Below are 23,979 nucleotides of genomic sequence, written 5' to 3'. Positions count from 1 at the left end.
TATAATAATGGAGCATTCATCAATGTATGATCTCTACCTTAGCTCTATAATTCGCATCTTCTGATAGTAACCAATAAACGCCTGCTGGATATTCAGCAACATTTAATTGAATTTGACCAGTATTATTAGGGGCTATACTTTTTACCAATGCTCCTACAGCATTATAAAGTTTTAAGTTGACTGCATAATTGGTTTTGATTGACAAAATATCGTGAACTGGATTAGGATAAACAGAGACCTCTAATTGATTATGATTTAAGATTCCCGAGTATGATTGATTGATTAGGAGTATTTCGCTTGTTGAACACCCATTATCATCAATAACTTCTAACAAATACTCTCCATTCTCTGCTGGTATTGAACTAGCTAATTCATTATCGACATAGAATGAATATGGAGCAGTTCCTCCATTTGCACTTAATAAATAGCGTTCTGAATCGCTGCTATCCACAACCAAATTCAAAGGTGCAGCATCTTCAATCAATACCTCTTTTGAATAGGCATTACAACCTGCAATAGGATGATCAGAATAAATGGTATAATTACCTGGAGACAAATGCTCGATGGTATAACTCCCTGTATTAACTTCTGTAGAATCTGTATTCACACCGTCCGACCACATTAATGTATAAGGCTGACTAGAAAACAAATCTAATCTAATTTCTCCATTTCCTTCTCCTACACAAGTCTCATTGGAAACTGTAAGTTCTACCGATGGCCTAACATGCAATAAAAAACGAGGTGCATTTGTTGTATCAGTTTGATAGAAACTATAAGCGACAGTATCTTCTAATACGATTAGAGAATCTAAATATAAATCTTCTAAAATCAAACATGCAGCTATATCAGAAATATCAAAATTAGTCACCGAAATCGTATAGACACCACTAATTCCTACAGTAGCTCTAATTGGTAAGCTCATTTCCTCATTGAGGGGCACTCTATTCAATGATAAGTCTCTATTTCCATCTACTACAGTAGATAATTCAGGAGCATCTTGAATTGGGCTACCTAGTTTATCAGCATCTAAGTTAACATCATAGCCTATAGTTGCTTGATCGGTAAAGTTCACCAACATTTCATCTTGATAACCATTTAGATTACTAGCTATACTAAACTTAATAAAGTCATTGTTCGAAAATGATTTTACAAATGTTGTGTTATGGTCTATTTTATCTTGCTCAGTAAACGATAAGCTTGCTCCTACAGTTGTAGCATGTACCCAAAAAGCTTGACTCGAAGCAATGTTTTTGTTGACTCCATTGGTTCCTACTCCTCCTGAATTTCCGACATATAAACCATAGTTACCAGCATCAGCACTCCAAATCCATACTGCATTATCAATATTCTCTTTTCTAGTACTCTCTATTTCATCCCAATCAATTGGACATGGATAAGGATTCCCTATTAAATTCCACCCCTTTTGATCTTCATCAGCGGCAATTTCTGATGGTAAAGTATTTTGATAATCTAACGTTACTGTCTGATTTCCATAATTAATAGCTCCTTTTACTGAAACATTAAAGTTCCCTGTTCCAATATATACTCGATGTCCTTTTTCAAAACTCAAATCATTAGTAATATTTGTAGCTGGTGCCCATCCATCTTCTTTTACTCCATTGGCCAAATTCTCTTCATAAGTATAAACTGAAGTCCAACCAAAGCTTGGAAAATTTGACCCTGGGAAATTAGCCATTATCAAGCCATCATCTTGCCAATTGGATAAAGTCTGTGCAATAATTGGAGAAGACAATTCCCTCCATCCGTCATTAGCTAATGATAAATATCTTTGTTGTTCAATGTCTCCTATAAATGGATTAGTTGTTGCACAACTTGCTGTAGAGGAAAAAACTACCCCTGTAGAAGGGTATGTTCCATCGTTAAAAATCAACACTCCTTGGTCATCATAGATAGAATAAGTATTTTCATTTTCCCAACTCCCTGAGGTGTATTGAATATCAAAACTATTTCCTGAAGTAATGGAGAAAGTTGTATTAGAACCATATCCTGAAGCTGTATAAGTTCCTATAGGATTCCCGTCTTCTATCACTGTAATGTATCCACCATTCCAACCATCTCCATAAGAATCATCCATATCTAAATCATAGTTACATTTAGATTTTATTTCTGTAATTCGACCTGTTGAAGAAGCTGAAGATGCTATATTCAGGCGACCATTAGTATAAATATCACCCCCTTCAGCAGCAAAAGCCCCATAAATATTATAACTTCCAGAGTTAAAACTAATCCCATTAGCATTCTCAACAGTAATATCATTGAAATCTTGATTCCCTCCATCCAATTGATTGGCTTGGCTAATTAATAACTTAAACCTTAATTTACCAGCCAAGGCATTATAAGTTCCATTGTTGGTCCAATTTCCATAAATAGACAACTCTCCTTCGGTTGAAAGCGACGCATTTGACTCGATAAGCAAATTTTTAACCTCAGCAGTTGTACCAGTAACAACTGGGTAATTGGTTAAACCATTAGGGATTTGTGCGTTGATATTTTTTATTGGAACTCCAGCTGTCCAATTTCCTGCATTAAACCAATTTGTATTGATATTCCCAGTCCAAAAAGTTGTGACAACGGGAGAAAACGTTAGCTGACATTGCGGTTTTCTATTCCTAATCGTAGCGGGTGATTCTCCACATGAATTTCCAGCAGCATCTGTCCATGAGTAACGATATCCATTCGTTACAGTATACTCTCTTAACCTTCCTGAAGCATTATAAGTTGGCGAAATTTGTGACCAACATATTTCTACGGCAATATTACTTACCCCATCCCAATAAAATGGCGTATCCAAATTAAACATATCATACCCACCTGCTACAGGATTATATGTAAAAGCAGCTTTTACTTCTGTCCAACCATTTTGTGAAATTGCAGCTGCAACATTTGTTTCAGTTACATTTTTCATCTTTATGGTATAATTAGGAATACTATACACTGGGGATTCTGTTACATAAAAACCAAAATCGGTCAACATTGCTTCCCCTGAGACTCCTAAAGCATTGATTTCTGCTGCTGTATAGACAAATTGTGAAACAGCTCTTCGATACCAAATATTCACAGGAGAAGATCTTCTTCTTCCATTAGTTGCTGTTCCAGAACCTAGCTGAATTGTTTGAGCTTCCCCAAGCAACACGCATAACAAGAATACCACTACACCAATAACTTTCATCAACTTTATTTTATAAGTTCAACTTACTTTAAAGCGGGGTAGAAAATTAAATAGGGAAACCTAATTGTATCTAGGCAAAACTAATATACAACAAAGTAGGTATTTATACCTACTTAAATAGTCAAAACACCTAATGCTGATGATATACCATTAAAATAAGAGGATAAACTAAAGATTCGTTGGGCGTATATCTTTAATCATCATTTGTAATTCAGGAGTTCCAAAAAAGTTATTCTCATCTATTTGAAAGACAACATCTACTGGCTGTTGTTGAGTTAGCAAATCCAGTTTTTCTCCTAAACCAAACCCAATACCGTTAAAAATAATTCCTGTTCCATTCTGTTTCAGTGCTGTTTTCAAATGCTCTTCTCCTACTATTTTTGAATGGCCGGTATTCATCAAGTTTCTCATCACAAAAACAGGGCGCATATTTTGAGGTCCAAAAGGAGACATCTGCTTAATTAAACGGTAGAATTTAGGAAATTTTCCATGATCTAAGTTAAAATCTTGAGCGTTAAGTTCTCCATCAATTTTAATAACAGGTTGTTCTTGTTCGGGGGTTATCGTTTTAGCAACAACCTCCTCAAACTCTTTTTTAAACGTTTCTAGGTGCTCAAGTTTCACAGTTAAACCTGCGGCATATTTATGGCCTCCAAAACGCTCAAGTAATCGCGCACATTGATCGATAGCATTATAAATATCATACCCTTTAACTGATCGAGCAGATCCAGTTGCGACTCCATCAGACTCTACTAATACAATTGTGGGTTTGTAATGTTTTTCAATTAAGCGAGAGGCTACAATTCCCACGACTCCTTTATGCCAATTTGGACTACTAATAACAGTTGTCTTCTTATTGCTAAAAGATTTATCTTTCAGTATTCCTAATGCTTCGGCTGTAATACTTTGATCTAGTTCTTTACGCTCATCATTATAATTGTTAATCAAATCACTCCATGTTTGAGCATCATCCTCACTATTCGACAATAATAATTCCACGGCGTTTCGAGCAGAATCAATTCTTCCAGCTGCGTTAATTCTTGGTGCAATTGTAAATACCAAATCTGAAATCGTTAAGGGCGGTTTTTTGTTTGCTAATTCTAACATTGTTTGAATCCCAACACGTGGATTATTCTCCATTTCTTTTAAACCATAATAAGCTAAAACCCTATTTTCTCCTGTTATTGGAACGATATCAGCTCCTATTGCTATGGCTACAAAATCGAGTAATCCATAAACTTCCTCTTGATCATATCCGTTGGTGATTGCCAAAGCTTGAATCAATTTAAAACCGATTCCACAGCCACACAATTCTTTATAAGGATAGTTGCAGGTATTCTTTTTAGGATTTAATATCGCTACAGCCTTAGGTAGTTCTTCTCCTGGCGTATGATGATCTGCAATAATAAAATCGATACCATATTCATTGGCTTTGGCTATTTTATCAACTGCTTTTGTTCCACAGTCCAGCGCTATAATTAAAGAATAGCCTTGTTCTTTCGCATATTCAATTCCTTGAAAAGATATTCCATACCCCTCTGTATAACGATCTGGTTGATAATGTCCAATTTGTTGAAAGTATTGCTTTAAATAAGAATATACCAAAGCTACTGAAGTTGTTCCATCAACATCATAATCCCCATATATCAATACTTTTTCTTGTCGCTCTAAAGCTTGATTGATTCTAGCTATGGCTACCGTCATCTCTTCCATTAAGAAAGGGTCATGTAACTGGCTTAATTCAGGCCTAAAAAAAACCTTTGATTGTTCAAAGTTTTCCACACCTCTATTCACTAAAAGTTTGGCAACAATCTGAGGTATCTTTAAAGCTTGCTCTAAGTCATTGACTTGCTGTGAGTTTTCAACTGTGGTGATTTCCCATCTTGGGTTTAACATATCATTTGAACTTTTTACCGATTAAAGTTAACTAACTAAAAGAAAACTTCATTCACCATCGTCATATTTTTTAATAATTTTTAGTTTATCTTTATCTTCCATACTATGAAAAAGTTTATCATTTTATTTCTTGCTTGGACATCTCTGGTCATTTATTCACAGGAACCTACCTCTTTTTATTTTGGTGCGCCTCAACCGGCAAACATAGAAACATCCTCAGCTTTTTCCTCGTCTATTTGCGGAAAGTATGTTTTAGAAGATGATAGTTTAACACAACTCTACATTACTCCAGACAGCATCTACTTACAACAAAATGTCTTGTTTATGCTTTCCAAGAAAGATTTTAGGAAATCAAAAAAGAAATACTACACCCAAGATGGGTTGCTTTATGGTATTGTTCAAAATGAAGGGCTCCCTTATGTTATTCAAAATGATACCACTTTTGCAATTTATAAACAAATAAACAACTACTTTACCCCCGCTCCTACTACTCCTTTAAAACAACAAAACAAAACTTACTATTTGAATGAACAAACTGAGCATGGTTATTACACGACCTCCATGCTGTATCACTTTGGTAAAGGTATTGCCATTTATTCTATAGACCATGAACTCGTTTTACCTCAAATTCGATCATTTGAACAAGTAGACAGTTTACAATTAGATGGGTTTAAAACCTATATTGCCACTCCTAGTTTAAAAGATATGAATACTTTTGTACAGCAAAAAGGGTTTCGAGATGTTGTTATCTTTTTTGAGCCTAAATATTATATTCAACAAGATTAATGGAAGAGCGATCAGACGAAATAGCAGCATTAAAAGAAGCCATTTTATTAAACAGAGAAAATCTTTTGAATGATCTATTGGCTGCCTTGGGATTTGATGAAATTAATGAAGGTATTTTTCAAGAATTATTAAAGCGAATAGAACTTGCTGATTTAAACACCGTAAAGTTGACTAAGGCACTGGAAGCTCAAGAAGTCATCGATAAAGTTTTAAAAGATCGATTAAGCTAACTCAAATTGTTCGCAATATAAATTTCTATTTATATTTCCTTGAACTACCAATTCCATTTTATAATTTTGTCCAACATTCAAACCATTTTTTTATCATACACTTATGGAAGCTAAATTTCGATTATTGACCAAAGAAGAATTAGAATCACTTCAACCTGAGTTTATTCAGTATTTGGCTGCTAATGGTATAGACGCCAGTAAATGGCAAGAAATTATAGCGCATGACACTCAAGAAATGGATTTACACCTTGCTTCCTTTAGTGACCTAGTAATGCAAAAATCTCTAGAGAAAGTGAAGTACATTGAACACCGCACTACTACTGATTTAAAACTTTTCTTCTTTGATCAAAAAGAAGCTTTCTTAATTGCTTTAAAATCTAAAACGATTGACTTAGAACATCTTGAAAAATTAAACTCTGCGCAATTAGACCAAATAGATTTATTTAAGGCCAATAAAACCTATACCTCTACTCGAGAAGCCGAAATTTTTGATTTATTGAATAAGGGGTGTGTAATTAGTAAAGGAACGCTTTATTCTCAGCTTAAGGCATTCGTTCAATAGCCAACTTTCAATTCTTTTTTTACCTTATTCAAATTGATAAACTCCTTGAGCTATTAGTTGATTTAAACTTGTTCGCTCTCCTTTGTAATACACTAATATAAAAGCATCTTTATCTCCTATTTTCCTAGCTCTTTTGGTAACCTTATCTGCTTTATTGAAAGTTTCGTAATCTCCAACAGTAAATCTTGTGATACCATCTTCTCCCCTACTTCTAGATAATTCACCAAAATTTCTCCATTTTCGTGTATTAAAATTCTCAGGTGCTAGATATGCTCCTATTTGTACTTTGAAGACAACTCCATCTATTTGCATATTTCCAAATTGCTTAATAAATTTTGCAAAATTATCAGGGTTGGAAAGATCAAATTCAGGCTTAGAGACTGTTGCTACTACTTGGTCTTTTTCTTCAAAATCAATGTTTTCGATTCTTTCAGTATAGGTTGATAAATCTTTAGTGTTAATTCGAATTGTTTTTGTTTTCTCTTCACTTACTTTGAACGTTATCTCATATTCTTCTCCTAAATTCAAATACAATTGATAATCACCATTATTAACGTCAGACTTATAAGTTCCTCTATCTTCTCCTTCCATATTTTTAACTATGATGTCGCAATTAGGAGGTTTAATGTTTCCTTTTAATAACAATACGGGAGAGTTGGTCATAATATCTGTTACATCAATCGTATAGATATCGTGTAATCCTTTTCCTCCTTCTTGATTGGAAGAATAATAAGCTGTTCCTCTACCTGACACAAAGAAAAACTGATCGTTAGCGGTTGTATTTATAGGGAAACCTATATTTCTTGGTTCTAAAAAAGCTGTATCGTTAATCATTTTGGATTCGAAAATATCAAATCCACCTATAGAGTTGTGTCCTTTTGAAGAGAATGTAAAGGTAATTCCATCTGCGTAAATAAATGGTGCGTCGTCATCAAAAGCGGTATTGATGGTATGTCCTAAGTTTTTTGGTGCACTCCACATTCCGTTAGACTTCTTTTTGGTGATGTACAAATCTCGACCACCATATCCACCTGGTCGATCACTAGAAAAAATAGCTACTAATCCATTTGGCGCTACCGCTATACTTCCTTCCCAACTTGATGAATTAATTGGTAATTCTTTCATTTCTCCCCATCCGTCTTTTGTTTTGTTGACATAAAACAAGTCCCCTAAATTAAATTCGGTATCTCTATAAATATAGAGCACTTGTCCATCTGGAGATATTGAAACTGTGGCTTCATGTCGGTTAGAATTAATATCGCCTTTCATTAACTCTGGCGTCCCCCATTTTCCATCTTTTTTGTAAGAGACATAAACATCTTCATAATAATTTCCATTGCCCTCTGATTTTACGTAAATACTTTGTCTTCCTCCAGTACTTTTTTCTCCTCTATAGGTAAACGCAAGGACTGTTTCGTCTGCATTGACAACAGGACTATACTCATTGTATTTCGAGTTGATTGGCAATCCAATGTTTTCAATTGTCACATTCAACCGTTTTTTTACAATTTCTTTTCCATTTTTACATTGTTGGATCAAATGTGGAATGTCTTTTTTTAATTTATCCTCCACATTAGTTGCTTCAAGTGCCTCATTAAAAACGATTATTGCTGAGTCAAATTGATAATTTAAGGCATAAGCTCTTGCTAAAAAGTAGGAATAGTTTTCTGGTGTTTTATTTTTCTTTTTAGAACCTAAAATATCTTCTATAGCCTGTTCTGCATTGTTTAACTCTAAATGACAAATTCCTTTTTTAAACCTGTAATCTTTTATTTTAGGATATTCTTTACTTAAGGTCGTATACAGCCCTAACGCATCAAAGTAATTTCGATTAAAGAAAAAATATTCGGCATCGGTATAATTAAATTCTTTCCCTCGTGATTGATATTGAGAAAATACAGTATTTATCATTAATACAGTAACACCTAACGCGATAAAAATTCTTAAAATCCAAGTTTTTGCCATGATCTAACTAATCTATTATAACAATCAATATATAATTTATTTATTGGGGTGCTTATGTTTTATCCCTTCAGCATGCGCTTTTTCGTGTAAGTAATCCGTATAGAGAATTCCTTTTAAATGATCTATCTCATGCTGAAATATAACTGCTGTAAAATCCTCTACCATTTCATATTGATGCACACCTTGTAGATCATCATATTCCAACAAAATTGCATAAGAGCGTACAGTTAAGGTATCCATTCTACCAGGAATGGACAAACATCCTTCTCTACATGGTTGAGTTTTCTTAGAGTATTGTTTAATCGTTGGATTATAATACACTTCAAAAGGCTCAGCATCTTTATCAAAACGTTGTACACAAATGATGTTTTTTAAAATCCCAACTTGTGGAGCTGCGATACCTACTCCTAATGAACTGGAGTCTTTTAAGGTGGCCACCAACCGCTTTTCAAAGATATTTAGAATACTGTCTCCATTGGTAAACCTTACCTTTTCACTTTCTTTTCTCAGTAATATGGAATCTTCTTGATTGGTTATTTTTAAAACGTTATAAGGTTCTGTGGTATCTCCCTGAATAATAGCTAACTGACTAGGGGTAAACTCTGGAATAACTTTAACTGGCAACTCCTTTTCTTTTGTGTTTTCTTTACAGCTCCATAATGAGATCAGCAATAAACTAACAATAATTGATCGATACATTACCCAATTCCTATTTGTGATACAAAACGTGCAAGATTATCAAAATCCAGTACTATAACATAGAGTACTCCAAAAAGAGCTCCAGCAATATGCGCATCATGAGCGATATTGGTTCTTCCATTTTTATTCGAATAGGTCTCAAAAGCAAGATATAAAGCTCCAAAAATATATGCTGGAATACCTATAGGAATAAATAGTAAAGATAATTTCTCCGAGGGGTAATAAATAATAAAAGCAAATAAAACTGTTGATACAGCTCCAGAAGCTCCTAATGAACGGTACATAGGATTATCTGAGTGCTTTCGCATGGATGGTAAAGTTGCAAATAACAATCCTCCTACATACATACCAACAAAGTACAACATTCCTGTTGTTGAACCATAAATATATATTAATGTTTGCTCTATTAAATCTCCAAAGTTATATAACACATACATATTAAAAAATAAGTGCATGTGATCAGCATGGATAAACCCATGAGTAATAGCTCTCCACCATTCATTTTGATGTTTAGCTTGATAAGGTGAAAAAATCAGTTGATTGGTTAAATCCTGATTATTGAATGCTGCTAATGAGACTAAAACAGTTATTGCAACAATAACAAGGGTAACGGATAGCTCCATTATTTAGTTGGTATTAATTCAATATCGTTATGTAAATAATTCTTGAAAGAGACTTTATCTAGGATTTTGATTTCTTCTTCCATCATCTCATACCCTTCTGCTTCTACGTACATGATATAGTCTCCTGGAGGCAAAATCATCACATAACGTTGTGTTCTTTCATCTGGGACATAATCTCCATAGACATCTCCAGTTTCGGCATCGGCAATTTGTATAAACAGGTCGTTAAATTTACTTTTCCCATCTTTAGCAATCACTTTACCTGAAAGTGCAGTATAATTAGGTTCAATATCATTGAATGTTACTCTGTAAATATCTAAGCCTCCTTGCCCTCCTTTACGTAGTGCTGAAACATATCCATATTTCCCATTTTCTGACACTCTAAAATTCATATCATCTCCAGGGGTATTAATTGGATATCCTAAGTTTTTAGCTCCAATAAACTTCTTTTTAAATCCATCCCATTCAGATTTATAAATATCATATCCTCCCATACTGGTATGTCCTTTAGAGGAAAAATATAATACTTTTCCATCAGGGGATATATTTGGAAAATCTTCATCGTATTTTGTATTCACAGACGGTCCCAAGTTTTGGGCTTCACTCCACTTTCCATTAGGCAATCTTTGGCAAAGGTATAAATCTATTCCTCCATAGCCTCCTGGTCGGTCGCTTGCAAAATATAAACGACTGTTATCATTGGAAATACAAGCTGCAATTTCTATTGACTTAGAATTTACATTTCTATCCAATTTTATTGGCTCTCCAAATTTCTTTCCTTCTATTTTGCATTCATATAAATCACCATCACCATTCAGTGATTCAAAAAACAACATTGCTTCAGTTCCATTTGCATTTAACCCTACAATTTCTTCTCTTCCGGATTTCGTATTTATATTACTTGGTAATTGTTTAGCTTCGGTAAACTTTCCTTCTTTTACATAAGAGATTAAGATATCTGGCTGAGGTAACTCTATTTCTTCGCCAACAATGCTTCGATTGGAATTGAAGATAATAAACGATTCATTGATTGGAATAAAAGGATAATAATCATCATCTGGAGAATTAACTTTATCACCTAAGTTTTCAAACTTTACATTTAAAGGGAACTTCATTAACTCTTTGGCATTTTGACAATACTCTATTTGTCTTTCTGCATCAATTTTTAATCGACTATTTTCTCTTGCTGTTTCTATGAATTTTTTATAGGTTTTGATGGCCTTATCAAATTGATATCCTAATGCATAAGCTCTCCCCAAATAATACTCCACATTTAACTCTATATCATCCAGCTTACTTAATTTTTCTAAATAGGGAATTGCTTGAGATTTATCTATATTAGAATTCAAATAGCTAATTGCAATGTTGTAGTTATATTCTGTATTATGTGGATCTTCTTCTAACAAATCAGAATAAGCATCTACTGCTGATTCAAAATCTTGTATTTCGTAAAAATAATATTTTGCAGCTTTTTTATTTTGTGCTAAAAACGCACTTGTCAGTATTGTGAAGAAAAATATAAATATTGTTTTCATTTTATCTATTTTTTATTGTCGATAAGATAGCCACATTATTTATGTCTAATGCAACCAACAGGAATCTAAACAAATATAATGCTAAAAAATAAAAAAGTAATTAATTCCGCCTTTTTTAGTCACTTCTATCCTTTTAAAAGGTCTTTATTTTATAGCAAAAAAAGCCCAACTTAACTGTTGAGCTTTCTTTATTAAAATTAAATTATGTCTTATCCTAAGTTATCAAAATCTACATCAGAAGAATAATCATCCTGGTTATTGTAGTTTCTTCTTTCATATCCCTCACCTTCTTTCACCTCATACTCGCCACTTTCTTTAAGCTCATTAATTTTGGCTACAGCAGTATTTAGGCCTTCTGCAAACTTTTCAAAATCTTCTTTATATAAAAACACTTTATGTTTTTCAAAGTAGAACCCACCGTCAGCATTGAACTTCTTCTTACTTTCAGTTACTGTTAAATATAAATCATTTGCTCTTGTAGCTTTAACATCAAAAAAGTAAGTCCTTTTTCCAGCTCTCACAGGCAGAGAAAATATTTCATCTCTATAGTTGTCTTTTCCGTCTCCCATTCTAATTGTTATTTTGGTAGTTTTCGTGTGTCAGTAGATTAACAAATCTATAACATTTTTTTTTTAATTGGTTAATAACGATTGATTTAACAAAAATATAACTATTTATGAGAATCCAAAAATTATGTCTGCTTTTTTGTTTATTCGGCCATATTTTAGACCAATTTAACGATGAAATAATTCTTTTTCCCTCTTTGAAGTAGAATATAATTTTGATTCAAAACATCATCATGGTTTAATATTTTAGATTCATCTACTTTAACCTTATTTACAGAAATAGAATTTTCTTTTAATGCTCTTCTCGCTTCTCCATTGGATTTTAAAAAATTTGTTTCGCTTACAAAAGCATCAATAATGGAAATACCATTTTCGAGTTTACTTTTTTCAATTTCTGCTTGGGGAACCCCTTCAAAAAGGTCTATAAATGTATTTTGATCAATCTTTTTTAGGCTTTCTAATGCTGCCTCTCCTTTGGTAAATAGTATTTGAGAAGCTTCTACAGCTGCTGTATAATCTTTTTCAGAATGCACACGTATGGTCACTTCTTTTGCTAATTCTTTCTGAAGTAATCTTGCTCCAGGATTTTCAGCATGCTTGGCTTCAATTGCTTCAATTTCTTCTTGGGTTTTTAACGTAAAGATTCTAATGTATTTAGCAGCATCAACATCTGTTGCATTAAACCAGTACTGGTAAAACTTGTAAGGAGATGTTTTGGTACGATCTAGCCAAACATTTCCACCAGCAGTTTTACCAAATTTTGTCCCATCTGCTTTTTTAATCAAAGGAGTCGTAACAGCAAAAGCTTCTCCTTGTGCTTTTCTTCTAATTAACTCTGTTCCTGTAACAATATTTCCCCATTGGTCTGATCCTCCTAATTGAACTTTACAATTTTTATTTTGGTATAACCACAAAAAATCATATCCTTGGATCAACTGGTATGAAAACTCAGTAAATGATAACCCTGTTTCTAAACGCGTTTTAACAGAGTCTTTGGCCATCATGTAATTCACAGTAATATGCTTCCCTACATCTCTAATAAATGATAAGAAATCAAACTCCTTAAACCAATCGTAGTTATTGACCAACTCCGCAGAATTCTCTCCACAATCAAAATCTAAAAACTTGGACAATTGCTGTTTAATTCCCTCTACATTTTTTGTTAAAGTTTCCTCATCCAATAAGTTACGTTCAGCTGATTTACCAGATGGATCTCCAACCATTCCTGTTGCCCCTCCAATTAATGCTATGGGTTTATTTCCTGATTTTTGTAAATGCACTAAAATCATAATTTGAACCAAACTTCCTATGTGTAATGAATCACTTGTTGGGTCAAAACCTATATATGCTGAAGTTACTCCTTTTTTAAATGTTTCTTCTGTACCTGGCATCATATCGTGAATCATGCCTCTCCATTGTAACTCTTTTATAAAACTCATAATACTATTCAATAATTTGCTTGCAAAAGTGCAAAATATTGTTGAATTGCATAGCTTTTCCCCATTAAAATATGGTTTGAGCTTTTAAGTAATATGGTTTCCTTTTTGCTAAGAGCGTTTCAATAGTTTTAAACATTTCTTCTTCTGATTGATTTTGAAGAAGCGGTCGATTACTTTGATCTTCTTTTAAACGATTAAAAAGCTCTTCTGATGAATATTCTAGATAAACAGTTACCCCTATTTTATTTAGATACTCCATATTATCATAATAACAAGGCATTCCTCCTCCTGTTGACAATACGGTATTGTTCAATTTAACTTCTCTTAAATACTGACGTTCCAATTGCCTAAAATAGGCTTCTCCTTTTGTTTTAAACAAGGTATTTATCGACATGCCTACTAATTGTTCAATTTCTTGATCAGTATCAATAAATCGATAATTGAGTTTTTCGGCTAATTCCTTTCCAAAGGTGGTTTTTCCACTTCCCATAAACCCCACCAATATAATTGTTGAAGATTTATGAATAGATTGAAATAATTGTTCGTAACGGGATTTATGTTTCATTGATCATTGTTAAATACCGTAAGGCTTCTTGTGTAAACTCACTAAAATTAGCGTTCTCAGCATTAATCATTAAATCATAATAAGTCTGGTTTTCTTCTGTATACCTCCCTACTTTAAACTTAGCTTTTGATCTTAACAATAAGTTTCGTAATGGAATACTAAAGCTATCTGTCAAGTCTAGTAATAAGTCGAACTCCTCCTGAACAAATGTTCCACACACAGGTTTTTGAGGTTCTCTTTTCCAATTTAGGTCTGCTGGTAAAAAGAAATCAAACGATAGTTTAGATTGCAAGAAAAAAGGTTCTTCGTCTTCAGCATAAAACGCCAATGCATTGACATTTCTTACACCATAATCTCCTTTTAATACTTTGATAAAATTCATTAATCGTTTAAAGTCTGACTCATTTTCCACGTAAAATAATATCCCAACACTTTTAGCATTATTGAGGTTACAAAAAGCTACTCTTCGATTCTCTTTTTGATGGACAAGACTATTCAATTTAGCTTTCCCAAAGTAATCTTTTATGTTTTCTATCAACTGCATTCTGCTATAAAAGTACTTAAAAAACTTTGTTAATGCTGACGATTAACAACAAAAAACTCCCATTATCAATGATAATGGGAGTCTTAGATTAAAATATAATTGAGTTAGTTATTCTCCTGCTACTTCTACAATTCCTAATTCTTTTTTCACTTTAGCATCTAAAGATTCTGCTTCAGCAAAATACATTAAAGTAGATTCATCAAATACATAAGAATACCCTCCATCTTTAGCTACTTTAGCAACAGCATCTCTTACTTTTTTCATAATTGGTTCCACTAATTTTTGCTCTTTTAAAGCTACTTCTTGTTGAAACTCGCCATCTTTTGCTTGAATGTTTTGTTGTTTTTCCATCAATTCTTCATAGCGTTGCTGTTTGATTTCCTCTGTTAATGTAGGCAAAGCCTCTTCAAACTCTTTTTGGGCAGTTTGAAATGCAGTATACCACATTTGTAATTCAGCTTTTTTGCTTTCAGCAAATCTATTCAATTCATCTGAAGCGATCTTATAATCTGGTAAAGCTAACATTAAAGCTTGTGCGTTGACGTGACCTACCTTTTGAGCTGACGCAGCAAACGCTACGAAAGCTAGTGCTATTATTGTAATTATTTTTTTCATCCTTTTTTGTTTTTATTGTTTTATTTTCCTTAATACTTGTTCGCTCTTATCATATTTAGGATTGGTGAACAAAATATTTGAATTTGTTCCTTTATCCATTATAAAATCATAACCTTTTTCTTTCGCTAAAGCTTTAATTGCTTTGTAGATTTCATCTTGGATAGGTTCGATTAATTCTTTACGCTTTTTAAACAAATCTCCGTTTACTCCAAAACGCTTTTTTTGCAATGCTTTAACAGCTTCTTCTAGTTCTTTTATTTCAGCTATTTTTTTATTTTTTTCATCAGCTGGCAATAATATTAATTCTTGTTGTAATTTTTTATTTTTTTCATCTATTTCTTTTAGCTTCTGCTCAATTTCTTTTTGCCACTTTTCAGCCACATCATCTAATTTTTTCTGAGCCTCAGTGTAAGATGGCATGTTATCTAATATATATTTCGTATCAACGAATGCATATTTCTGAGCAACTGAGCTTCCTATTATTCCTAATAGAAAAAATGATGCCAAAATTATCTTTTTTAAATTATTCATTTGAAGTTCCTTTTAATTTTATGACTTATAGTTCTCCCAAATTGGCTCCAATTGTAAAGTGGAATTGTCCTCTATATCCTTTGGCTTGTAATTCTGCATTGTGGACTGCTTCGCCACTTGCCCCAGAATCTAATTGATCGAATCCCCAACCATAGTCTAATCCCATTAAACCAAACATTGGTAAAAATATTCTTACTCCCAAACCTGCTGAACGTTTCACAGTGAAAGGATTGTATTTTTTATAATCATTCCAAGTATTACCAGCTTCAGTAAACCCTAAAACATAAATTGTTGCTTGTGGGTTTAACGATACTGGATAACGTAACTCTAATGTATACTTACTAATAATACTACCTCCAAAAGTTGGTGAAATCGTTTTATCATCATACCCTCTTAGGGCGATAATCTCTTGAGCTGCTAACGTAAATCCTGTTAAACCACTTCCTCCTAGATAAAAACGTTCGAAAGGAGGTGCTCCTATTTCTTTATTCCATCCATTTAGGAATCCGAATCCCATTCTTGCATTTAAAACTAACTTTTTGTCTTTCGACAATGGGGTAAACCAAGACGATGTAAACTTAAACTTATTATATTCTATCCACCTGTATTTATCTTGATCATTTAACTCAGCATAATCTTTGTCCTCCCCTAACAATGAATATGGAGGTGTAATTTTTGCACTAAACTTAAATGAAGCTCCTGTTCTTGGATACAAGGGTTGATCGATAGAACTTCTACTTAACGAGAATTGATAGAAAAAGTTATTGACATATCCATCACTAAAAGAGAAGACATTACTAAAGTTATTTAAGTCAAAATATTGATACCCTAGTTCATGATATACAGAGAAATAATCATCTGGCCAAGTTAATCTTCTCCCTAATCCAATAGAAGCTCCTGTCATTTTAAGAATTCTTCGATTAGCTGTTAGAATTTTATTTCCATCAGCATCTTTTAATGCTCTTCCATCCGATCCTTGCACATACTTTCTATCATAGGCTTGCACAGAGTGGTAAGCTGAGACACTTAATGCGTTAGGCTTCTTCCCTCCTAACCAAGGTTCTGTAAATGAAATGTTATACGATTGGAATTGAAATCCATTAGACTGAGCTCTAATACTTAAACGTTGTCCATCTCCAGCTGGTAGTGGATTCCAGGCTCCTTTTTTGAATGTATTCCTTAATGCAAAATTATTGAATGAAACCCCTAAAGTTCCTACCAATTGTCCAGCTCCCCAACCGCCTGACAATTCTATTTGATCACTTGGTTTTTCTGCTACCACATATTCGATATCTACTGTTCCGTCAGCTGGATTTGGTTTAGGGTTTACATTTAATTGTTCAGGATCAAAATAACCTTTTTGAGACAACTCTCTTTGTGAACGAATTACCGCATCACGACTAAACAAATCACCAGGTTTGGTGTACAAATCTCGAATAATCACATGGTCACTTGTTTTGGTATTTCCTGTTACTGTGATGTTTTTAATTCGTGCTTGCTTTCCTTCATATATTCTAAACTCCAAATCAACTGAATCGTTTTCTACGTTTTTTTCAATTGGTGTAATTTGGAAAAATAGATATCCATCATCCATATATAACGAGCTAACATCTGTTCCTCCAGGATTCATATATAGACGTGCATCCAATACAGACTGGTTGTACTCATCTCCAGGTTTTATTCCTAGTATCGTATCTAAAAATCCTGAACGATACTTAAGGTTACCAGTCCAATCAATTGAACGGATATAATATTTATTTCCTTCGTTAATCTTGATGTCGATATTGATATTTTTTTCATCATAATCATAAATCGTGTCAAAAGTAATTTCTGCATCTCTATATGCATTATCTCTATATTTTGCTAGGATATTTTTCTTATCTGCTTTATAGAGTGATGATATATACTTTGAACGCCAAAAAATCTTCCACCATTTTTTCTCTTTGGTTTTTTTCATTTGACGCTTCAACTTAGAAGCTTTTAGGTTATTATTTCCTTCAAAAGTTATTTCATTGATACGAAAACGCTCTCCCTTATCAATCATAATTTTCATCATGACACTATTATTCACTAATGTATCTGGCTTAGTAATGACTTTTACTTCTGGTCTTAAATATCCTTTTTCAATATAAAAACCTCTACTAATTTGTTTAATACGGTAAATCTCGTCTTCTGTCACTAACTTCCCTGCATATAGGTCTATATTCTCTCTTAAATCATCTGCATGTGATTTTGATATTCCTTTAAAACTATAACGAGATAATCGAGAACGCTCCTCTAATTTAATGACTAAAAAGGCATTTTGCCCTTGTGTTTTCTCAACAAAAATCTGAATATCAGAAAACAGTTTTTCTTTCCATAATTTTTGAATCGCTTGAGAAATATCATCTCCTGGGATTTGAATTTTATTCCCTCTAATCAACCCTGATTTAGAAATAATTTGATTGTGATCCAAATTTCGGATCCCATCTACTACAATACCAGCAATAATGTATTCCTTAGGTGATAGGTAATCTACTGTTTTCGACTGTCCGATAGCCGAAACAAAAACACTAAACAAAATAATTACAGTACTGTATATTTGAATTAATCTACTATTCATTCTCTATGATTTGAGCACTTGTCTTACCAAACCTTCTTTCTCTTTGTTGATAATCTAATATGGCTTTAAAAAAATCTTCCTCTTTAAAATCTGGCCAAAGTGTATTGGTAAAATACAATTCACTATAAGCTATTTGCCACAGCAAGAAATTACTAATTCTTTCCTCTCCACTTGTTCGAACTAACAAATCAGGATCTGGATACCTTGCTGTGTTGAGATAAGAACTGATTAATTCTTCATTTATTTCATTGAGTTCAATCTTTTTTTCTACAGCATCAGTGGCTATGCGCTTAACAGCCTTTTCAATTTCAACTCTAGAGCTGTAGCTTAAAGCTAAAATTAATGTTACTTTATTATTGCTCTTTGTTCTTTCTTTAGCTGCATTCAATGCTTCTAAACATCCCTCAGGCAGTGAGCTAATATCTCCTATAGTTTCGAGTTTGACGCCATTTTCATTAAGGGAATCGACTTCTCCTGCTATAGTCCTAACCAACAAATCCATCAGCGCATCAACTTCTTCTTTAGGTCGATTCCAATTTTCTGTACTAAAAGTATAAAGTGTTAGGTATTGAACTCCAATTGCTGCTGCTGCTTTCAATGATTCTCTGACAGAATGAACACCACTTATGTGACCAAAAACTCTTTCTTCTCCCTGTTCTTGGGCCCATCTTCCATTACCATCCATAATAATGGCAACATGCTTCGGTATTTTCCCCTCAATTATTTGGTCTTTTACACTCATAATTCTTCTAGTTTGTACTGGAATTCAAGTAATTCTGATACAAGCATGCGAATGTCTTAAATTTAATGGAGAAATTAAAGATTTTAACCTTTTTTTTGTATTTGCCCAATGATTTAAACGGTACTTCTGTTCTTATAATCTCTTATTTAACTCTGAAGAATCGAATTAACACTATTTCCAGTAACAATAAAAATAAGGCTCCTAAAACAAAATACTTCCAATATTTAACTTTTTCAATGCTTGTTGTAATCGCTTGTTCTTGACCATTCTTATTGGTTTTAAAAACTGTAAACCATTTGGTCCATCCTTTCTTTTCTAGTGTTGCCATAATTTTTTCTGAATTATAATAATCAACTACCGATTCCGAACGATTATGGTTGTATGCCAGTGGCATTACTGACTGCTGATTACTTATCAAATTATAATGACCTGCCTCCTGTATTTTATCATGAACATCCAACGCTATCGCATTATTTAACTGAATATACTCTGGAATGAATTCATAGTCGCTTTTTTCTTCTCGAATAAACAAGTTCCCCTCTTTGATTGTATTTGCAACATTCAACAGCCCTTTTTCTCCGATAGTGTGATACAATGCAAAATTTAGTTGACTATTTTCTGCTACTTTCAATATTGTCGGAACAAAAAGTGCATGCTCAATAAATGAACTGTTTTCAAGTGGAGCTGCAAGAAAATAACATTTCCCTTTACCTACTTCTAGATATGAAAAGAAAGGAACATCATTACTTAGTTTCAACAATACTTTAGAAGCTACTTTTGTTTTATAACTTAAAGGGTAATAATTATCAACTATTGGTAAATCGATCTTCCCATCTACTTTATCAAACACGTTATCATAAAACTTATCTGCCTGATTAACTGTTCCTATTCTTACAGGTTTTTGCTCTTTGTCGGCTAAATATCCAGCATCTATAGCTGCAAAAAAAGCATTATAACTCTCTCTATTTATGGTGGCATCTGGAATGATTAACAAACTTCCTCCATGCTCTATAAACTTTTTCAACTCCAACTGTAGTCCATTAGAAAAATTGCTTAGATTTTCTATAATCACCAAATCATAAACAGTTAGCGAAGCATAATCAACTTCAGAAAGTGTATTGGTGGTCATTTCAAAATTTTGATCACCCTGAAAGACTGTTTCTACAGGATTAAAATTTCCTCTTTCACTTTCTTTTATATGGAGTACTTTCGATTTTTCCTTAATATTATACGTAAAGAAAAATCGGTCATCAAACGTTAGGTTCGGATTAGGATAATCAGAAAGGTAAACCTCTCCGAATTGTAAGCCTTTAATCTGAATAGCGTAATTTAATTGTGTAACTTTTGTAGCTTGTGGAGCAAGCTTTTCATTGACAATACTTTTTATTTCATTGTTTATTTTTAAGTTCAGCTTCACTCCTATTTCATTTTCTGAACTGTTAACAACCCTAACAAACAATTCTTCCTCTTGATTAATTTGTCTCAAAGGCGATTCAAACCATACACTGTCGATATAAACATTCTCATTTAACTCTTGTTGAAATGGTACAACATTAACTTTCATTGTTGAATCTAACTCTGCAGTTGTAATATCAAAATTATTTCGAGAAAAGTCAGACAGCCAATATGTAGTCTTGTTATTTTTTTGATTTTTCATCAAATCACTCTGCCTTATATATAACTCCTTAAGTGTTTTATTTGATGAAGAAATTTCAATTTCCTCAATAAGCTCTATTGCTTCTTCCTGATTAACGATACGTTGATGCTTCCCCTCAAAATCATTCGTTAACAATTGATATTGATCTGTAGGACTATAAGACTCAACAAGTTTAACTGCGGCATCTTTAGCTTCATCTATTAAATAAGATTCATTCTTCTTGGAATCCATACTCAATGAATTATCTATATATATACCTATAGTATTCTTGATTGCTGCTATATTTTGACCCGACTCAAAATAAGGTTGACAAAAGGCTAAAACTAAAAGGGCTATTGCACCAATACGAGTAGCCAATATCAAAAGATGTTTTAGCTGAGATCTATGTTGAGTTTCTAACTTAACCTCCTTTAATATGTTAACATTAGAAAAATATTCTTTTTTAAATTTCTTAAAGTTAAACAGGTGAATAATTATAGGAAGAATAATAGCTAACAAGCCCCATAAAAACTCTGGATACAACAATTTCATAGTTGAACAAATTTACTTAAATCACTAGGATTTACAAAAAATAAATAACAAGGTTTTAACAAAGTTATGTTTACAATATGATAAAATTTAGTTTTTAATTACAAAATCTATACTACATTTGTACCGTAATTAATAAACAATATTAAACAATTATGAAAAAGAATTTATTTTTCGTAGCAGCACTTTTTGCAGGTTCTGTTACATTTGCACAAACAACTGAGATCAAAGATGCTAACGATTTAGTTGTTACTCCTCAAGCTGGAGATTGGGGGCTTGGATTTAATGCCAACCCATTATTCAACTATGTAGGAAACATGTTTAATGGTTCTACAGCTAACTCTTTTAACTCAGCGTTTGTTAACCAAACTCCTAACTCATCTAACGCTATCTACGGAAAGTACTTTAAAGATGAAAACACTGCTTTCAGAGGATCTTTAAGATTAATGACAATGTCAGGAACTAACAATGTTCAAACTGACACTAACACAATTAACTCTGCTCCTTCTTATGTAACTGACGTTCATAAGCAAAGTGGAAGTGCTATCGTTATTGGTGCTGGTATCGAAAAAAGAAGAGGACACAATAGATTACAAGGATACTATGGTGGTGAAGCTTTAATCACTTTAGGAGGAACAACTCCAAACGTTAAGAGTGAATATGGTGCAACTTTAGATTCTATTGGAATTGCTAGAGGTGCTGCTGTTAACAACAGAATTTTATCTTCTAAAGCTGGTGCAACTTTCGGATTTGGTGTAAGAGGATTTATTGGTGCTGAGTATTTCTTTGCTCCTAAAATTTCTGTTGCTGCTGAGTACGGATGGGGATTAAGCCTTACAAGTACTGGTGGTGGAGAAACTGTAACTGAAGTATACGGTTTAGACGGAGCTAACGCAACAGTTAACACAACTCACCAAATTACAACTACAACAGGAAAAAGTTCTTCTTTTGGAATTGATACTGATAACTTAGGTGGTGCAATTAGATTAATGTTCCACTTCTAATCAGAAGTTATAACAGACATTAAAAGCCAACTCTATGAGTTGGCTTTTTTTATGCTCTTTATTTTACATACTCTTATTAAATTCTGTCAGCAACTCAGAACAACCTATTCGCACACTCCATAGTCTACCTTATTTAAATAGCAAATAAACTATTCTGTATCGTTCAAAATAAAAGAAACTTTCTTTCCTTTTTACTTCTATTTTTACCCCACTAGCAATCACGCTTCAATACCTATAGCCTCTGTAGGAAATCTATTGCTTCAAAACACTTTTAATACATTCTCCTAACATCTCCCATGACCAACTGGAGACACCTCTATTTAAAAGTTCTAAAACGCAAAAAACTAACTAGCATTACTTACTTGTAAGTAAAAAAAAAGCCTTACTGAAAATTCAGTAAGGCTTCTAAATATATATCAACTTAAAATTGACTAAGCTTCTTCTCCAAAAGGTTCTACAGAAACGTAAGACTTGTTTCCTCTTTTCTTTTTGAAGTTTACAATACCATCAGTTAAAGCAAATAAAGTATGGTCTTTACCCATTCCTACATTTGCACCTGGATTGTGCTTAGTTCCTCTTTGACGAACAATAATGTTACCAGCGATAGCAGCTTGTCCACCGTAAATTTTAACTCCTAAACGTTTTGATTCTGACTCACGTCCGTTATCCGAACTACCTACTCCTTTCTTATGTGCCATGGTTCTCTAACTTTTTTAAATTCTAATTTTGTTTTCTTAAGCTTTTCCTCCGTCAAGCTCGTCTTGCCATTTTTTCAACTCATCCCATTTTCCTTCAGCAGCTAATTCAGCTTGCTGACACCAAGTTGATGGGTTTTTAGATGCTAATCTTGAATGAGCAGATAAAATTTCTTTAATTGCTTCTGGTGTAGATTTTGCAACATCTGCAAATGTAGCTAATCCAGCAGCTGTTAATACTTCAGCAATTTTTGGTCCTACTCCTTCAATTTTAGTTAAATCATCTCCTTTAGCAGCCTTTGCCTTTGGCGCAGCTTTCTTTGCAGCTGGTTTTGCATCAGCTTTTTTAGCTGCTTTTTTTGCTCCACTTGCTACAATGCTTTCGATGGTAATTTTAGTTAAACGTTGACGGTGACCGTTTTTCTTTTTGTAACCTTTTCTTCTTTTCTTTTTGAAAACGATTACTTTTTCTCCTTTAAGGTGCTCTTCGATCTTAGCTGTCACTAAAGCTCCTTCTACAGCTGGGGCGCCAACAGTTACTGCTCCATTATCTTCTATAAGGTAAACATCTGAGAACTCTACTGTATCTCCCGCTTCTCCTTTTAGCTGATGAACAAATAAACGCTGATCTTTCTCTACTTTAAATTGTTGCCCTGCTATCTCTACAATTGCGTACATAGTTAATTTATTAATTTTTAATACTTTATATCGCTTATGGGTTCATTTTTTCACACAAGCGGACGCAAATGTAACTCTTTTTTTCGAGATATAAATACGTTATTGTGTTTTTTTTATAAGGTAGTCCCCAATGGAATTTAATATGTAATGATACAAAGTGGTAATGATGGAATGATTTAATAGCGCATTCTGTTTAAATAGGCCGTCTAATTCTCGATACTCCTCCTTTGTCGGAACTCGAACTGACTATATTAATGATTTAATGATGCAATGCTATAATGGATTGAATCTTTTTCTTTATTCTTTGCTCTCTATTCTATCCTAACT

At 33.3% G+C, this 23,979-nt stretch carries 21 protein-coding genes; 4 read left to right on the top strand and 17 right to left on the bottom strand.

Annotated elements, in window-relative coordinates; genetic code table 11:
- Positions 1–19: 19 nt before the first annotated feature.
- Both N4A35_13675 and recJ read right to left on the bottom strand, forming a co-directional pair.
- Complete coding sequence (locus tag N4A35_13675) at positions 20–3,190, bottom strand: T9SS type A sorting domain-containing protein (protein ID MCT4582459.1); 3,171 nt, start codon at positions 3,188–3,190, stop codon at positions 20–22.
- A 168-nt stretch (positions 3,191–3,358) separates the two neighbouring features.
- Positions 3,359–5,086 carry a single-stranded-DNA-specific exonuclease RecJ gene (recJ, locus tag N4A35_13670; protein ID MCT4582458.1) on the bottom strand — a complete coding sequence of 576 codons (1,728 nt, stop codon included), beginning with the start codon at positions 5,084–5,086 and terminating at the stop codon, positions 3,359–3,361.
- A gap of 105 nt (positions 5,087–5,191) precedes the next feature.
- On the opposite strand from recJ, the gene N4A35_13665 reads away from it, so the two are divergent.
- The 3 genes from N4A35_13665 to N4A35_13655 all read left to right on the top strand — a co-directional run bounded on the left by N4A35_13665 (position 5,192) and on the right by N4A35_13655 (position 6,664).
- Complete coding sequence (locus N4A35_13665) at positions 5,192–5,872, top strand: hypothetical protein (protein ID MCT4582457.1); 681 nt, start codon at positions 5,192–5,194, stop codon at positions 5,870–5,872.
- On the top strand, positions 5,872–6,102 hold the full coding sequence (locus N4A35_13660) for a hypothetical protein (GenBank protein ID MCT4582456.1): 231 nt from the start codon (positions 5,872–5,874) through the stop codon (positions 6,100–6,102). The genes N4A35_13665 and N4A35_13660 overlap by 1 nt, the downstream gene beginning before the upstream one ends.
- Positions 6,103–6,205: 103 nt before the next feature.
- Positions 6,206–6,664, top strand: a complete 459-nt coding sequence (locus tag N4A35_13655) for a DUF6495 family protein (GenBank protein MCT4582455.1) — start codon at positions 6,206–6,208, stop codon at positions 6,662–6,664.
- A gap of 24 nt (positions 6,665–6,688) precedes the next feature.
- Here the strand turns inward: N4A35_13655 and N4A35_13650 are convergent, their stop codons facing one another.
- From N4A35_13650 to N4A35_13590, 13 genes are all read right to left on the bottom strand, one after another.
- Positions 6,689–8,629 (bottom strand): hypothetical protein, encoded by a 1,941-nt coding sequence (locus N4A35_13650; protein MCT4582454.1) that lies wholly within the window; start codon positions 8,627–8,629, stop codon positions 6,689–6,691.
- Positions 8,630–8,665: 36 nt separating this feature from the next.
- Positions 8,666–9,328 carry a peptide deformylase gene (locus N4A35_13645; GenBank protein ID MCT4582453.1) on the bottom strand — a complete coding sequence of 221 codons (663 nt, stop codon included), beginning with the start codon at positions 9,326–9,328 and terminating at the stop codon, positions 8,666–8,668.
- The gene (locus tag N4A35_13640; GenBank protein ID MCT4582452.1) at positions 9,328–9,951 is read right to left on the bottom strand and encodes a rhomboid family intramembrane serine protease; all 624 of its coding nucleotides are present in this window, start codon (positions 9,949–9,951) and stop codon (positions 9,328–9,330) included. The genes N4A35_13645 and N4A35_13640 overlap by 1 nt, the downstream gene beginning before the upstream one ends.
- Positions 9,951–11,486: a tetratricopeptide repeat protein gene (locus N4A35_13635; protein ID MCT4582451.1), complete on the bottom strand. Its 1,536-nt coding sequence runs from the start codon at positions 11,484–11,486 to the stop codon at positions 9,951–9,953. Before N4A35_13635 ends, N4A35_13640 begins: the two co-directional genes overlap by 1 nt.
- Positions 11,487–11,695: 209 nt before the next feature.
- Positions 11,696–12,055: a PUR family DNA/RNA-binding protein gene (locus tag N4A35_13630; GenBank protein MCT4582450.1), complete on the bottom strand. Its 360-nt coding sequence runs from the start codon at positions 12,053–12,055 to the stop codon at positions 11,696–11,698.
- A gap of 155 nt (positions 12,056–12,210) precedes the next feature.
- Positions 12,211–13,491, bottom strand: a complete 1,281-nt coding sequence (gene tyrS, locus N4A35_13625) for a tyrosine--tRNA ligase (GenBank protein MCT4582449.1) — start codon at positions 13,489–13,491, stop codon at positions 12,211–12,213.
- 64 nt (positions 13,492–13,555) lie between these two features.
- The gene (locus N4A35_13620) at positions 13,556–14,056 is read right to left on the bottom strand and encodes a shikimate kinase (protein MCT4582448.1); all 501 of its coding nucleotides are present in this window, start codon (positions 14,054–14,056) and stop codon (positions 13,556–13,558) included.
- Positions 14,046–14,600 (bottom strand): hypothetical protein, encoded by a 555-nt coding sequence (locus N4A35_13615; GenBank protein MCT4582447.1) that lies wholly within the window; start codon positions 14,598–14,600, stop codon positions 14,046–14,048. Before N4A35_13615 ends, N4A35_13620 begins: the two co-directional genes overlap by 11 nt.
- A gap of 108 nt (positions 14,601–14,708) precedes the next feature.
- Positions 14,709–15,215 carry an OmpH family outer membrane protein gene (locus N4A35_13610; GenBank protein MCT4582446.1) on the bottom strand — a complete coding sequence of 169 codons (507 nt, stop codon included), beginning with the start codon at positions 15,213–15,215 and terminating at the stop codon, positions 14,709–14,711.
- Between the two features lie 12 nt (positions 15,216–15,227).
- Positions 15,228–15,746, bottom strand: a complete 519-nt coding sequence (locus N4A35_13605; GenBank protein ID MCT4582445.1) for an OmpH family outer membrane protein — start codon at positions 15,744–15,746, stop codon at positions 15,228–15,230.
- Between the two features lie 25 nt (positions 15,747–15,771).
- Positions 15,772–18,348, bottom strand: coding sequence for an outer membrane protein assembly factor BamA (gene bamA, locus N4A35_13600; GenBank protein MCT4582444.1), 2,577 nt, complete (start codon positions 18,346–18,348; stop codon positions 15,772–15,774).
- On the bottom strand, positions 18,341–19,090 hold the full coding sequence (locus N4A35_13595; protein MCT4582443.1) for an isoprenyl transferase: 750 nt from the start codon (positions 19,088–19,090) through the stop codon (positions 18,341–18,343). Before N4A35_13595 ends, bamA begins: the two co-directional genes overlap by 8 nt.
- Before the next feature lie 142 nt (positions 19,091–19,232).
- Entirely contained in the window at positions 19,233–21,278 is a 2,046-nt protein-coding gene (locus N4A35_13590) for a BatA domain-containing protein (GenBank protein ID MCT4582442.1), read from the bottom strand.
- Positions 21,279–21,430: 152 nt separating this feature from the next.
- Between N4A35_13590 and N4A35_13585 the strand changes: the two genes are divergently transcribed.
- Positions 21,431–22,279, top strand: coding sequence for a hypothetical protein (locus N4A35_13585; GenBank protein MCT4582441.1), 849 nt, complete (start codon positions 21,431–21,433; stop codon positions 22,277–22,279).
- Between the two features lie 431 nt (positions 22,280–22,710).
- Here N4A35_13585 and rpmA read toward each other — a convergent pair whose 3' ends face one another.
- Together rpmA and rplU are read right to left on the bottom strand one after the other, a co-directional pair.
- Entirely contained in the window at positions 22,711–22,977 is a 267-nt protein-coding gene (gene rpmA, locus N4A35_13580) for a 50S ribosomal protein L27 (GenBank protein MCT4582440.1), read from the bottom strand.
- A 36-nt stretch (positions 22,978–23,013) separates the two neighbouring features.
- The gene (gene rplU, locus N4A35_13575) at positions 23,014–23,652 is read right to left on the bottom strand and encodes a 50S ribosomal protein L21 (GenBank protein MCT4582439.1); all 639 of its coding nucleotides are present in this window, start codon (positions 23,650–23,652) and stop codon (positions 23,014–23,016) included.
- Positions 23,653–23,979 lie beyond the last annotated feature (327 nt).

The sequence above is a fragment of the Flavobacteriales bacterium genome (assembly GCA_025210295.1).
Classification (GTDB): Bacteria; Bacteroidota; Bacteroidia; order Flavobacteriales_D; family Parvicellaceae; genus S010-51.
This window is presented reverse-complemented; position numbering and strand designations above follow the sequence as displayed.